Genomic DNA, 14,020 nt, shown 5'->3' on the forward strand with positions numbered 1-14,020 from the left:
AACATTCTTTTAAAGAACGGCTAAATATTATATAATTAATTGCAATTTAATTAATGGAACTGCCGAAAGGCAAAATTTGGAGGTCATTTTTCATGTCGAACAACGTTACAACTGTAAGTTCTCCATGGTCAGCTTTCTCTGGTCCTAACTTAGGATATGTGATGGAGCAATACGACTTATTCTTACAGTCTCCTGAAGAAGTAGAACCGGAGTTAGTTTCTTTATTCCAACAATTTGGTGCACCAGTAGTAGTAGAAGGTGAAGTAGCTGTAGCTAGTCATACAGCAGCGGCTCCTGCTGGCGATTACAAAAAAGTGTTAGCCGCTGTGAAATTAGCCGATGCAATCCGTTCACGCGGGCATTTAGCAGCAGATATTTATCCTCTGAAAAACCGTGAACTACAAACAGCTCAAATTGAAGAAAGCGCGTTCAACTTAAGCGCTGCAGATTTAGCTGAAATTCCTGCAGCAATCTTCTTCAAAGATGTGCCAGCAAACGTGAAAAATGGTAAGGATGCAATTGACTATTTAAAAGCTATTTATACAAATAAAGTAGCGTTTGAATATGAACATGTAGTAGCTACAGAAGAACGTAATTGGATTCAAGCACAAATTGAATCTGGCTCTTTCCAACAAGCACTTTCTTCTGATGAAAAGAAAGCCTTATTAGATCGTTTAACGCGTGTTGAAAATTTCGAGAAATTTATCCATAAAACATTTGTAGGACAAAAGCGTTTCTCTGGTGAGGGCTTAGATACGCAAATTGTACTATTTGATGAAATCATTAAAACGGCAGAAGCGCTAAGTGTTGAAAAAGTACGTATTGGTATGGCACACCGTGGTCGCTTAAATGTTTTAACACATATTTTAAATAAACCTTATGACATGATGTTCTCTGACTTTGCACATGTATCCAATGATTTATTTATGCCAGAAAATGGTCGCCTTGAAATTACAAAAGGGTGGACAGGTGATGTGAAATACCATATGGGTGCTTCTTATAACCGCGATTCAGGTATGAACGTAAAGCTTGCATACAACCCATCACACTTAGAAGTAGGCAATCCAGTAGTTCTAGGTGCTACACGTGCAACGCAAGATGACACTTCAAAACCAGGTCAAGCGATTCATGATCGTACAAAAGGCTTAGGAATTCTTGTGCATGGTGATGCAGCATTCCCAGGTCAAGGTATCGTAACTGAAGTATTAAACTTCGCTAAAACTGAAGGATTTACAACAGGTGGTACTATTCACATTATCGCGAACAATATGATCGGTTTCACGACTGAACAATATGATTCTCGTTCTTCTGTTTACTCTTCTGACCCAGCAAAAGGGTATGAAGTACCAGTAGTACATGTGAATGCGGATAGCCCAGAAGCCGTGGCACAAGTTGGTCGCTTTGCAGCTAACTACCGCCAAAAATTCGGTAAAGATATTGTCGTTGATTTAATTGGTTACCGCCGTCATGGTCATAACGAAACGGATGATCCAACGGTTACAAACCCAGAAACTTATAAATTAGTAACTAAACACGAAACTGTACGTTCATTATATGGTGCAGCATTAGTAACAGAAGGACTTGTATCAACTGAAGATGTAGCTGCATTAGATACAGCTATTTATGCAGAAATGCAAGCTGCTTATGATCATGTAAAAGAAATGGCTTCAAAAGATGAGCATCATCAATTAGAAATGCCAGAAGAGTTAAAAATTGAGTTCCCACAAATGGATACAGCAGTTGGAGCAGAACGTTTAGGTAAAATTAACGAAGAGCTTCTAGTGTTCGAAGAAAACTTCGAGCCACAGAAAAAGCTTGGCAAAATTTTAGAAAAACGTCGTGATGCATTTGCATCTGCGAAAATCGACTGGGGTCATGCGGAAACTTTAGCTTATGCAACAATTATCCAAGATGGCACACCAGTTCGTTTCACAGGTCAAGATGCGCAACGTGGTACGTTCTCACAACGTCACTTAGTGCTTCACGATAAAAACAATGGTAATGTCTTTACACCACTTCATCATATTTCTGGTGCAAGTGCATCCTTTTCAGTGCACAACTCACCACTGACTGAAGCAGGGGTAGTTGGCTTTGAATATGGTTACAACCTAGAAAATGGCCATGTATTAACAGTTTGGGAAGCACAATTTGGTGACTTCGCGAATATGGCACAGGTAATGTTTGATAACTTCATTTCAGGGGCACGCTCTAAATGGGGTCAAAAATCTGGCATGGTGATTCTATTACCACATGGTTATGAAGGCCAAGGTCCAGAGCACTCTTCAAGCCGTATGGAACGTTATTTACAAATGTCAGCAGAAAATAACTGGTTTGTAGCAAACTGTTCAAATGCAGGCAACTACTACCACTTATTACGCCGTCAAGCAGCGTTATTAGGTACTGAAGGTGTACGTCCACTTGTGGTTGTATCACCAAAATCATTATTGCGTCACCCATTAGCAGCAGCTAATGCTGAGCAATTAGCAGATGGTTCATTCCAAGAAGTGATTGAACAACCTGGCCTAGGTACAAAAACAGAAGCTGTAGAGCGTATCGTATTAGGTACTGGTAAAGTGATGATCGATTTAGCAGATCGCGTGAAGGATGGAGAAGGTTTCGATCACGTACACATTGTTCGTGTAGAACAACTTTACCCATTCCCAAAAGAGCAAGTTGCTGGTATTATTGCTAAGTATCCTAATGCAAAAGAAATCGTATGGGTACAAGAAGAACCTAAAAACCAAGGCTCATGGAATTATGCACTAGAAACATTATATGAACTTGCAGAAGGTAAAAAGCTTCGCTATGTAGGTCGTCCTGCAATGAGCTCAACTTCTGAAGGGGATGCAGATTCTCATAAAGCAGCTCAATCATCACTTATTGAAGAAGCAGTTGCTGAGCCAGTAAAGGTTAAAAAATAACATATAAATATTGATAGCTGGGCTACTTGCCCATCAGCAGTAGCCCTTTTATGTGCGTCATGCACGTTAATCAAAGGAGGAAATGAAAGTGGCTGAAATTAAAGTCCCTGAATTAGCAGAATCGATTACAGAAGGTAGTATCGCACAGTGGGTTAAAAAAGTGGGCGATCGCGTTGAAAAAGGTGAATTCATCGTTGAACTTGAAACAGATAAAGTAAACGCTGAAATCATTTCTGAAGAAGCAGGTGTATTAACACAAATTTTAGCTGAAGAAGGCGATACTGTACTAGTAGGTCAAGTTATTGCTATCGTAGAAGCAGGCGAAGGCGCAGCAGCTGCACCAGCAGCGGCAGCACCAGCTGAAGCAGCTCCAGCTCCAGCAGCGCCACAAGCGGCTCCTACAGCACCAGTTGCAGCAGCTCCTGTAGTAGAAGAAACTTCTGGTGAGCGTGTTATCGCATCTCCAGCGGCACGTCGACTTGCACGTGAAAAAGGCATCGATCTTGCAGCGGTATCTCCAGTAGATCCACAAGGCCGTGTTCGTGTACAAGATGTATCAGCACATGGTACAGCACCAGCAGTAGCAGCACCTACACCTGCACCAGTAGCAACTACAGGTGGCCCAGTTGTATTCACACCAGCAGCTAATTCTGACCGTGTAACAATTGAAAAAATGAGCCGTCGTCGTCAAACAATTGCAAAACGTTTATTAGAAGTTAAACAATCAACAGCCATGTTAACAACATTCAACGAAATTGACATGACAAACATCATGGCACTTCGTAAACGTAAACAAGAAGAGTTTGTTAAAGCAAACGACATCAAACTTGGTTTCATGTCATTCTTCACAAAAGCGGTTGTTGCAGCACTGAAAAAATACCCATACGTAAACGCTCAAATCGTTGGCGATGAATTACATTTAAATAACTTCTTTGATATCGGTATTGCAGTATCAACTGAAGAAGGTTTAGTAGTACCAGTTGTACGCGATGCAAACAGCAAAAACTTCGCAGAAATCGAAAAAGATATCGCTAGCTTAGCGACTAAAGCTCGTGAGAAAAAACTAGGCTTAAATGACATGGCTGGTGGATCATTCACAATCACAAACGGTGGTGTATTCGGTTCATTAATGTCAACACCAATTATGAACGGTACTCAAGCTGGTATTTTAGGTATGCACTCAATTGTTAACCGCCCAGTTGCAGTAAATGGTGAAGTTCAAATCCGTCCAATGATGTATGTAGCACTTTCTTATGATCACCGTATCATCGATGGAAAAGATTCTGTAGGATTCTTAAAAACAGTTAAAGAATTAATCGAAAATCCTGAAGATTTATTATTAAATTCATAATTCCTTTAAACCCTGTAAACTTTGTTTTACAGGGTTTTTTTCTTGGTTTTCTGTATCACTAAAGTCTTTAGTGATTATGAAAATACGAAACTATTTACTTAGAATAAAAACCATTGATCGTAAAAATTTGTGGTTTTCGGGCTGATATATTGACAAAAATACATAGATTAACAATGGATAGGTCAAGCATAATACCCTAATATTGGCATTAGTCAGAAAAATGATAAAACTCTCTTGACGTACATACTAGTTTTATAGTAGTATCTAAATATCAATTAAATAAACAAACCTCACTAACATATAACAGTGAGGTAGAGGCGCGGTATTTATTAGTTCATTGTTGAGTACAAGCAAACAAAGACGCAATGAAGAAGGAAATATCGCCGAAGTATAAAAGGAGCTCGTACTTTTATGCTGGGTCTGCAGTGAATAAGTGCAGGACTGTCCTAGTAAATTCAATTCCAAGTTTACTAGGTTGTGCTATCTCGGAAACATGGAATAATAGTGAGGATTTGGGCAACTGTCATAAAAGGTAAGACCTAAGTTCACAAAACTTAGGTCTTTTTTCGTACAGTTGTCTTATTTTTTTACAGAAAAGGGGAGTTTTACATGAAAAGAAAATGGCTGTTAGTAATGATCTCTATCATGACGGCAATTGTGCTAGCTGCATGTGGCACTAGCGACAAAAAAGAAGGCAGTTCAGGAGAAGCTGGCGTAGATAAGGAAAAAGGCGGCGGTGAATTCCGAATTGGAATGGAGGCTGGCTACCCACCATTCAACTGGACACAGCAAAATGATGCAAATGGCGCGGTGAAAATTGCAGATAATGCAGAGTATGCAGGCGGCTATGATGTACAAATGGCGAAAAAAATCGCTGAAGGCTTAGGCAAAGAATTAGTGATCGTTAAAATGGAATGGGACGGCTTAGTACCAGCGCTACAATCAAATAAAATTGATGCAATTATCGCGGGCATGTCGCCAACAGAAGAACGTAAGAAAACAATTGATTTTACAGAAAACTACTATACTTCTGATTTTGTCATGGTTATTAAAAAAGGCAGCAAATATGAAGGGGTCAAATCGATTCAAGATTTCGCTGGCGCAAAAATTACATCACAACTTAATACATCCAACTACAATGTGATTGATCAAATCAAAGATGTTAATAAACAAACGGCAATGGAAAGCTTCCCAGCTATGCGTGTAGCTTTAGAGGCAGGCAAAATTGATGGCTATGTTGCAGAACGTCCAGAAGGTATTTCCGCAGCTGCTGCCAACGATAAATTCACATACGTAGCATTTGAAGAGGGTTTCGATACAGATCTTTCAAATACGTCAATTGCTGTAGGCTTACGTAAAGAAGATGCGAATCTTGATAAAATCAATGAAATTCTAAAAGGAATTTCTGAAGATGATCGTCAAGCGATTATGGAAGAAGCTATTTCTCAGCAACCAGCAGCACAATAAAAAAATGGCACGGACTAGTGGCTAGTCCGTGCACTATCATTTCATCATTATTAAAATGAGAACCTCTCTACATAATGATAATGTCCTAGCGAAATAAAACATAGACTAGTAGAAAGAGCTAGGGCAGGAAAAAGATAGCAAGCAACATGACATTGTTAGGAGGAACATCATGAGTCTTGAATGGATACTTTCAATTATTGAAAATAACTGGCAAATGTTTTTACGAGGTGCGTATTATACGTTACTAATTTCGACTATCAGTACAATTATTGGTGCATTTATCGGATTTTTCATCGGAATTATGCATACGATTCCAGTTCGTAAAAAAGGTGTGAAATTTTATGGCTTAAAGCTTATTAATTTTATACTCACATGCTATGTTGAATTTTTCCGTGGTACACCAATGATTGTACAGGCTATGGTTGTCTACTATGGATTAGATATTGCATTTGGCATAGACATGCACTTTATTACAGCCGGGATTTTAGTCGTTTCGCTTAATACAGGTGCCTATATGGCGGAAATTGTTCGCGGTGGTATTGTATCCATTGATAATGGTCAATATGAGGCAGCATCAGCTATCGGTATGAATCACTTCCAGATCATGCTTCACGTAGTTTTACCACAAGTAGCGCGTAACGTACTACCTGCGACAGGCAACCAATTAATTATGAATATTAAAGATACAGCCGTATTAAACGTTATCGGAGTAACAGAATTATTCTTCCAAACAAAATCAATCTCCGGTAACAACTTCCGTTATTTTGAATCATTCTTTGTAGCTTGTATTCTTTACTTCATCATGACATTTACTGCATCACGTATTCTGTTATATGTTGAAAAACGATTAGATGGACCAGATGCTTATCAAAAAGAACAAAAAGAAGCAATTTAGGGGGACGCACAAATGGCAGTCATTAAAATCGAGCATTTAAGTAAATCATTTGGACGTAACCAAGTGTTAAAGGATGTTAATTTTCAAGTGGAAAAAGGGGAAGTTGTTTGTTTAATTGGTTCCTCTGGTTCAGGTAAATCCACTTTACTTCGTTGTATAAATTTATTAGAAACACCAAGTGGCGGGCAAATTATTTATCAAGGGGAGGACATCCTAGACGAAAAACACAATATCCAAGAATATCGAACACATCTAGGAATGGTATTCCAGCAATTTAATTTATTTAACAACCACAATGTTTTAAATAATTGTACAGTGGGGCAAATAAAAGTTTTAAAACGTTCGAAAAAGGAAGCGGAGGAAACCGCGCTTAAATATTTAAAAATCGTTGGGATGGATCAATATGTAAACGCAAAGCCTCGACAGCTTTCAGGAGGACAAAAACAACGCGTAGCCATTGCCCGGGCATTATCCATGAATCCAGAAGTGATGCTTTTTGATGAACCTACATCAGCACTAGACCCTGAGATGGTAGGGGAGGTACTCAAAGTCATGCGACAATTGGCCGATGCAGGCAATACGATGCTAATTGTGACGCATGAGATGGAATTTGCCAAAGAGGTAGCAGATCGCGTAGTCTTCATGGATAAAGGTGTAATTGTTGAAGAGGGCCCACCATCACAAGTATTAATAAACCCTCAACATGATCGAACGAAAGAGTTTTTAAAACGAACATTAAAGTAGTGGCAACAAATGAAAAAGTGAGTCCTAATTTAGCGACTCACTTACTTTCTCGAATTCCACTCTGCATAAAGGACAAAGCAGATTACAAATGCTATTGCAATAATAAAAAACCATTGCGGTACACCGCTAAAGCTCATCATAACACCTCAAATGTAAAATTATTTTTGGATAGATTAGGTATTGTATTTCTTTTTTCTCCACAAAAGCCTAAAAATATTATAAAATAAGCATTAGACATTAGCTTTATGCTAGTAAAGAGAGGTAGAGAGAATATGTTACATTTAAAATGGAAAGATGCGCCAACATTAAGAACAGTGACTTGCAAACATACCAATGCATCAAAATACTTAGTATCAAACGTATTAACAGTTGGAAAAGAATATGAAGTGAAAAATGAAACAGAAGAGTTCATTTTTATCATCGATAACACTGGCAATGTCGGCGGTTACTATAAAGATTATTTTGCATAAAAAGAAGACAGGGCGGTTCAGATCATTTACTGAGCCACCCTTTTTTTCATTAGTCCCTCTGATAGCCTCTTATATCCGTCGCATCTTGCAACTGTTGTTTTTCCTGTTCAGTCGCCGTATGTAGGGCGAAGACATCTTTTATAGCTGTTTGTAGCTCATGCTGTGTTTCCTTGAATTTCGATACTTGCTGCTCAAATGAAGGCCTTGCAAAACGATCCTGTGTCTGTGATAATCGTTCCTCAAGCTGTGCATAGTGATGATCCATATGCATGGAAAGCATCATCGCCAATTGATTTTTCCATAAAGGAATTAGTGTGACAATGGAAAATTCAATTTTTTCAGCTAATGTTTGATTCGCTTGCTGTATCATACGAATTTGTGGTGCCGTTTGAAGGGCTACTTGTTGAGAAACCTGTAAATCATAAATGCGTTGATCCAGCCGCTCAATTTGCGCAGCGAAATCATTTAGCTGTTGTATGGCAAGTGGCTGTTTATTTGCTTGGACACTTGTTATTTTAGTAGGAAGCTCCACTTCAATAGCTTGCTGTTTTTTCATTTGACCAGCTGCAATGGCAGTAGCTAGTTCCTCGAAAAATCCTCGATTATGTGTATAAAGCCCTTCTAAATTTTCTACATCTCGAATGAGTTGGAGCTGAGCACGCTCCAATTGGACCCCAATACGTTCCACCTGAATACTAATACGTTCAAATTCTGTTAGCGTCTGTTTCACAGTAGGCTCTGTTTTACTACCAAATATCTTATTGAAAAACGTTTGCTTTTTCGGCTCTAAGGCTGTCGGGTCTACCCGATCTAAAGTATGCATTAAGGAATCGAGCATTTGACCGATTTTGGTCACGTCCTTTTGCTTCACCTGCGCTAACATCCGATCGGCAAACTGGGATAGGGAACGCTGTGAATCTTGCCCTAAGGACAGCAAAGATTCAAAATCAGTTATATCAATTTGGCTAGCATATAGTAAGGCTCGACTTTGCGCAAGAGGCGATAGCGTTTCGTACGTCGCCATCGCCTCAGTTTGTGGAGTTGTGTCTAAATAAGATTGTACTAATGGAGAAAGACCGGGAATGGTATTTAATTGGAAAGCATGTTCATTTGCTGTCATTTATCATCGCCTCGCCAGTCCAATTGTTCTCTACGTCTAAGATTAGAACGGTTTGCGAATTCAATCTCCATTTGTAGGTGGTCAATATCATTAGCTAGCGCATCCTTTAAATCAATTTGAATCGTATCATTTAAATCCGTAAGTGTTTCACGCGTTTTTGATAACGTCAATTGAATTTCTTTATCCTTCACGGGCTGCCTAGAAAGCATTGTATACTTATCCGTTAATTCCACTGCTGAAGGTAAATGCGCATAGAAAAAGGGTTCAACATTATAAAACTTACGTGGATCCGTCTTTACAACTTTGACGATATTTTTTGAAATGCGCGTCATCTCAAGTAGTTGTTTAAAAGCCGATACAGAACGTACACGTAAATAGTTTTGACTTAATGTTTGAATTTGCTTATTAGCGGTTGATAATTGTGTTTCAATGTGTTTGAATTCTTCTTTTGTGATACCTGCTATTTGCATGACTTTCTTTTTTTGTCTATGTTTCAGCAACGCAGTACTCGTCGCATATGAACCAGCAAACAGTAAACCACCAAGGAAGAATCCAGGATTTGCTGCAATTGCTGCGATAGAAACAGTTGTTAGCGAAATAACGAAGCTAGCAGTATGTCTAGAAAAAAACTGTCCAACACTAAGCATTGTTTCTTCCTCCTTGCATTTCAATATGTCTATCTTCTTATACGAAATAATCGACATAAAGTTTCAATGAAAAATGAAACCTTACATAAATTTTACTGCGAATCGCAAATTTTCTCAATGATATTACCTAGAATACCTATAAATAGTTTGTTCATTATTTATGTCCATTTATTTTTAAGAGATTTGTGGACATTATAGCGAATAGATTTGTATTACTCATAATTAGGTTTATGTGCTGTTTGAGCTGAAAATAAATGTGGAGGGCTGTTTTTTGAAACACCTTTATGTACGGATATTTTTTATTTCCTAATATGAGATACTGGTACACATATTTTAAGGATTTAATTATTAATGAAACTGGACCCCCAGCAACGGCATTTTAGATAATAAACCTTGTTTTACAACACGACATAAAGAAAAGAGCCAGACTAAACAATGTCTGACTCCATTCGTACATATCCTTTTAAATCATCATACAGCTCTAACGAAAATGAGTTGGAATCGGCTTGGGGGCTGACACCTTTTTGGACGAAAAGAAGAAATTCATTCAGCGCTTTTTCAGCTCCTTCTACTTCAACCTCAATTTGCTCAGCAGCATTCAATCTGCAATACCCTTTTAGCCCTAATTCAATAGCCTTTTGTTTAATAAAGAATCGGTAGCCTGTCCCGTAGACGTCACCAAAAAATTTAATACTTGCTCGTTTATTCAAGGAAATACCTCCTACCATTAGAGAGAGGGGACGAGCCACTCTCTTTATTGCAATACTCTTTCTTTTTCTAAATAGGCGATTAGGTTATTAATATAATAAAGAACTTGAGTAGACGCTTCATCCACTTCTTTTAGATGGCTATCTGCTTGTGCGATATTGCCAGCTTTAAAGGCTGTCGCCGCGCGCTTCGCGGATTCGTGGACAAGTAAATGATAATTGTCTAAATCATGATAATCCTGTAAATGGCCGAAGCGTTCCACCGTACGAGAAGCTGTGTACCATTTGCCAAGTCGACATTCTCTATGTGAAGAGACATCATTTGGCTCAACATGTTCTAGGCCAAGGAACATATTGTAAATGCGCCACTTCCATAAAATATGATCAGCTTTAGATAGCTGTAAAAGGGCAATAGATGAAAGCTGGACATTATTATTGGCAATAATATCATTACGGAAACGATTGATTTCTTTCCCTAAAAGGTGAATATCACTTGATGTATTATGACTATAGTCTCGAATATCTTCCTGCAAGCTAGAAATTTCAATCATTCTAGAGGAGACTTCATCAATAGCGGCTGCCTGTTGCTGGGAAATCGCTGCCGTATTAGTGACATCCAAGTTAATACCTTCAATCGCATGGACAATAGCATTCAATAATGGTAACGATTCTTTCGCCTCAACGGTTGCTTCTTTAATGATGGCTGTTGTTTCTGTTATCGAGTCGGAGACATCATTGGAATAGCTCTTTAAATGGTGAACATTTGAAGAGACCTCGCTTAAAGCTGAGACCGTGCTTTCCGCAAGCTTTCGTACTTCCTGTGCTACGACCGCAAAGCCTTTACCATGTTCACCCGCGCGTGCAGCTTCAATGGAGGCATTTAGTGCTAATAAATTAGTTTGGTCCGCAATTTGGTTGATCAATGTCACAACTTGTTCAATATCATTTACCCGTTTTTGCAGTTCTGTAAAAGATTCTACAATCGAAGTAAACGTTTCTTCCGTTTTGAAAATTTCTGTTAATGCATGCTCAATTGCATTTTTACCCTGTGTCGCATGGTCAACAGATTCAGTTGTTTTTTCTGATATATGAGAGGACATACGGGCTACTTCATTAATAGAAGCGGCAATCTCTTCAGTCGCAGCTGTAGAGGACTGGATTTCCTCATTTTGCTTATCTAAACTAAATACTAAATCTTTCATATACATGATTTTGGCATTGACATCCATCAAGGATGATACTTCACCTACAACATTCTCAATGATGCGCTCCGTCAAAACTTCCACCAATAGCTCCTGATCGACATTGACAGCAGACTGGAATGATTTCATAAATTGGAAGGCTTTATTGGGCTTCATCCCAAAGTTATGTAAAATATAAGTAGTAATATAGAAGGCAAATTGATTGAAAACGACAATTAATTTACCAGGCTCATATTGATGCTTGCGAAATAAATTGAAAAATTTGACGGTTTCATCCACATACTCGTCATCACGTGTTGCTAGGAAAAATTGCGTTAAATATTGATTTATATTTTCTTCACTAATGGTTAATTGAGAGGTAGGGGATATCTCACTTAAATAATGGTGAAAAATGGCATTCATGGAAGGGGTAATATCTTTTAGCTTCTCATAGAGCGTCTTTAAATGCTCTTCATCTTGCGAATTGAAATGATTAAATGCCAATGTTTGATGAAATCGGCCTGTTGCACGTAAATTAGTACCACGCTTTAGTAGTTCTTCTAGCTCAGCTTTAGGTCGAATGCTTGAAAACATATAAAAACCTCCAAAAATTATGTATAATAAGGTAATAATAGCATAATTCAGGTTGTTTTAATAGACATTTCAGGTGTGTTTGCTAAAATGAAAATATCTTATGACAGCAAGGAATGGGCAAATATGTATACAATTATTTACATGAAAGCGGACTATGAGCCTTGGTGGAAATTTGAGGGCTGGGAAGCTTTTATTCAAACACACGATACATTTGAAGCAAAGGAGCAGTTTGAGCTGGCTTTACAGCATAAACTAGCACACTTTCGTTCAACTTATGATAATGAAGCAGTAAAAGAAGGGCAGTATTGGGTCTTTTGGTCAGAGGACGAAAGTTTCTTCTGTGAAGCATGTGATGATGACGCACAAGTATATCATGGAATTATTGCATGTAAAATGGAAGAAAAGTAAAATGTTTTTGAAATAAAGTAAAAAAACAATTTTCTTTATTTGACAAAATTATGAATGCTGGTTATACTTAGGTTAACAATTTAATTGCTTCACCGGAAACATGAATTCACATATTACAAAAAGTGATCGCGTTAGTACGGTACTCTTTGTAATATGTGAATTTTTTTCAATCGCTGAAGAAATTACATATTGTTCACTTTTATTTTTTGGAGGTTTTCTTAAATGAAACAAGGTACAGTAAAATGGTTTAACTCAGAAAAAGGTTTTGGATTCATCGAAGTTGAAGGTGAAAACGACGTATTCGTACACTTCTCAGCTATCCAAGGCGAAGGTTTCAAAACACTTGACGAAGGTCAAAAAGTGGAATTCGAAGTTGTAGATGGCAACCGCGGACCACAAGCTGCTAACGTAACTAAACTTTAATTCTCAGAAATTAAAATTACTTTCGTTAAACCCAGGCATCCTATGCAAATAGGATGTCTTTTTTTATATCATCGCAATGTTCAATGATTATAAATCTTAAAATTGGATAAATATAGAGTAGTGCTGTTGGCAAAGTTAATAGAGCAGTGGAAGTGCCGGATAGTCTGCGAAAGTGACGGATAGAATTAGCAAAGTGACGGATAAAACCTGCAGAGTGACGGATAGAACCAGCAGAGTGACGGTTAGCCTGCGAAAGTGATAAATAGAATTAGCAAAGTGACGGATAGCATGGCGAAAGTGACGGATAGAATTAGCAAAGTGACGGATATCGCGGCGAAAGTGATGGATAGAATTAGCAAAGTGACGGATATCGCGGCGAAAGTGATGGATAGAATTAGCAAAGTGACGGATAGCCTGGCGAAAGTGACGGATAAAACCCGCAAAGTGACGGATAGAACGGCAAGAGTGACGGATAAAACCCACAAAGTGACGGATAGCGCAGTGGAAGTGCTGGATAGCCTGCGAAAGTGATGGATCATGAGCGAAGTGACGGATAAAACCTGGAGTGACGGATAGCCTGGCGAAAGTGACGGATAAAACCCGCAAAGTGACGGATAGCGCGGCGAAAGTGACGGATAAAACCCGCAGAGTGACGGAAAGAACCCGCAAAGTGACGGATAGCGCGGCGAAAGTGACGGATAGCACCCGCAAAGTGACGGATAGCGCGGCGAAAGTGACGGAAAGAACCCGCAAAGTGACGGATAGCGCGGCGAAAGTGATGGATAGAATTAGCAAAGTGACGGATAGCGCAGTGAAAGTGACGGATAGAACCAGTAGAGTGACGGATAGCACGGCAAGAGTGACGGATAGAACCAGTAGAGTGACGGATAGCCTGCGAAAGTGACGGATAGCACGGCAAGAGTGACGGATAAAACCCGCAAAGTGACGGATAGCGCAGTGAAAGTGGCGGATAGAACCAGCAGAGTGACGGATAGCACGGCGAAAGTGACGGATAGAACCCGCAAAGTGACGGATAGCGCGGCGAAAGTGATGGATAGAATTAGCAAAGTGACGGATAGCGCAGTGAAAGTG

The 14,020-nt window shown here is 38.9% G+C and carries 15 protein-coding genes and 1 riboswitch; of the genes, 11 read left to right on the forward strand and 4 right to left on the reverse strand.

What is annotated here, in order from left to right; genetic code table 11:
• The first annotated feature begins 92 nt into the window (after positions 1-92).
• The 6 genes from AC07YC_RS21835 (at position 93) to AC07YC_RS21860 (ending at position 7,848) form a co-directional block, all read left to right on the forward strand.
• Complete coding sequence (locus tag AC07YC_RS21835) at positions 93-2,921, forward strand: 2-oxoglutarate dehydrogenase E1 component (protein WP_494920427.1); 2,829 nt, start codon at positions 93-95, stop codon at positions 2,919-2,921.
• 88 nt (positions 2,922-3,009) lie between these two features.
• The gene (odhB, locus tag AC07YC_RS21840; RefSeq protein ID WP_494920428.1) at positions 3,010-4,272 is read left to right on the forward strand and encodes a 2-oxoglutarate dehydrogenase complex dihydrolipoyllysine-residue succinyltransferase; all 1,263 of its coding nucleotides are present in this window, start codon (positions 3,010-3,012) and stop codon (positions 4,270-4,272) included.
• 304 nt (positions 4,273-4,576) lie between these two features.
• Positions 4,577-4,763, forward strand: a riboswitch (Lysine riboswitch).
• Between the two features lie 118 nt (positions 4,764-4,881).
• Positions 4,882-5,739 carry a transporter substrate-binding domain-containing protein gene (locus AC07YC_RS21845; protein WP_494920429.1) on the forward strand — a complete coding sequence of 286 codons (858 nt, stop codon included), beginning with the start codon at positions 4,882-4,884 and terminating at the stop codon, positions 5,737-5,739.
• Between the two features lie 169 nt (positions 5,740-5,908).
• A complete protein-coding gene (locus AC07YC_RS21850) occupies positions 5,909-6,634 on the forward strand; it encodes an amino acid ABC transporter permease (RefSeq protein WP_008181226.1) in 726 nt (241 codons plus the stop codon).
• Between the two features lie 12 nt (positions 6,635-6,646).
• On the forward strand, positions 6,647-7,378 hold the full coding sequence (locus tag AC07YC_RS21855; RefSeq protein ID WP_008181223.1) for an amino acid ABC transporter ATP-binding protein: 732 nt from the start codon (positions 6,647-6,649) through the stop codon (positions 7,376-7,378).
• Between the two features lie 272 nt (positions 7,379-7,650).
• Entirely contained in the window at positions 7,651-7,848 is a 198-nt protein-coding gene (locus AC07YC_RS21860; protein WP_012294410.1) for a DUF6501 family protein, read from the forward strand.
• A 49-nt stretch (positions 7,849-7,897) separates the two neighbouring features.
• Here AC07YC_RS21860 and AC07YC_RS21865 read toward each other — a convergent pair whose 3' ends face one another.
• The 4 genes from AC07YC_RS21865 to AC07YC_RS21880 all read right to left on the reverse strand — a co-directional run bounded on the left by AC07YC_RS21865 (position 7,898) and on the right by AC07YC_RS21880 (position 12,097).
• Entirely contained in the window at positions 7,898-8,968 is a 1,071-nt protein-coding gene (locus AC07YC_RS21865) for a toxic anion resistance protein (RefSeq protein ID WP_494920430.1), read from the reverse strand.
• Positions 8,965-9,615 carry a 5-bromo-4-chloroindolyl phosphate hydrolysis family protein gene (locus tag AC07YC_RS21870; protein WP_036220465.1) on the reverse strand — a complete coding sequence of 217 codons (651 nt, stop codon included), beginning with the start codon at positions 9,613-9,615 and terminating at the stop codon, positions 8,965-8,967. Before AC07YC_RS21870 ends, AC07YC_RS21865 begins: the two co-directional genes overlap by 4 nt.
• Before the next feature lie 428 nt (positions 9,616-10,043).
• Positions 10,044-10,325, reverse strand: coding sequence for an acylphosphatase (locus AC07YC_RS21875; protein WP_025115385.1), 282 nt, complete (start codon positions 10,323-10,325; stop codon positions 10,044-10,046).
• Between the two features lie 44 nt (positions 10,326-10,369).
• Complete coding sequence (locus tag AC07YC_RS21880) at positions 10,370-12,097, reverse strand: methyl-accepting chemotaxis protein (protein WP_494920431.1); 1,728 nt, start codon at positions 12,095-12,097, stop codon at positions 10,370-10,372.
• Between the two features lie 87 nt (positions 12,098-12,184).
• On the opposite strand from AC07YC_RS21880, the gene AC07YC_RS21885 reads away from it, so the two are divergent.
• From AC07YC_RS21885 to AC07YC_RS21905, 5 genes are all read left to right on the forward strand, one after another.
• Positions 12,185-12,505 (forward strand): DUF1033 family protein, encoded by a 321-nt coding sequence (locus tag AC07YC_RS21885; protein ID WP_336634695.1) that lies wholly within the window; start codon positions 12,185-12,187, stop codon positions 12,503-12,505.
• A gap of 222 nt (positions 12,506-12,727) precedes the next feature.
• Positions 12,728-12,928 carry a cold-shock protein gene (locus AC07YC_RS21890; RefSeq protein ID WP_004230088.1) on the forward strand — a complete coding sequence of 67 codons (201 nt, stop codon included), beginning with the start codon at positions 12,728-12,730 and terminating at the stop codon, positions 12,926-12,928.
• Positions 12,929-13,183: 255 nt separating this feature from the next.
• Positions 13,184-13,459: a hypothetical protein gene (locus tag AC07YC_RS21895; protein ID WP_494920432.1), complete on the forward strand. Its 276-nt coding sequence runs from the start codon at positions 13,184-13,186 to the stop codon at positions 13,457-13,459.
• A 34-nt stretch (positions 13,460-13,493) separates the two neighbouring features.
• Complete coding sequence (locus AC07YC_RS21900) at positions 13,494-13,832, forward strand: hypothetical protein (RefSeq protein WP_494920433.1); 339 nt, start codon at positions 13,494-13,496, stop codon at positions 13,830-13,832.
• On the forward strand, positions 13,829-14,020 hold a 192-nt coding region (locus AC07YC_RS21905; RefSeq protein WP_494920434.1), incomplete at its 3' end, for a hypothetical protein. The genes AC07YC_RS21900 and AC07YC_RS21905, both read left to right, overlap by 4 nt.

This window comes from Lysinibacillus sp. GW247-5R2A, from assembly GCF_059424475.1.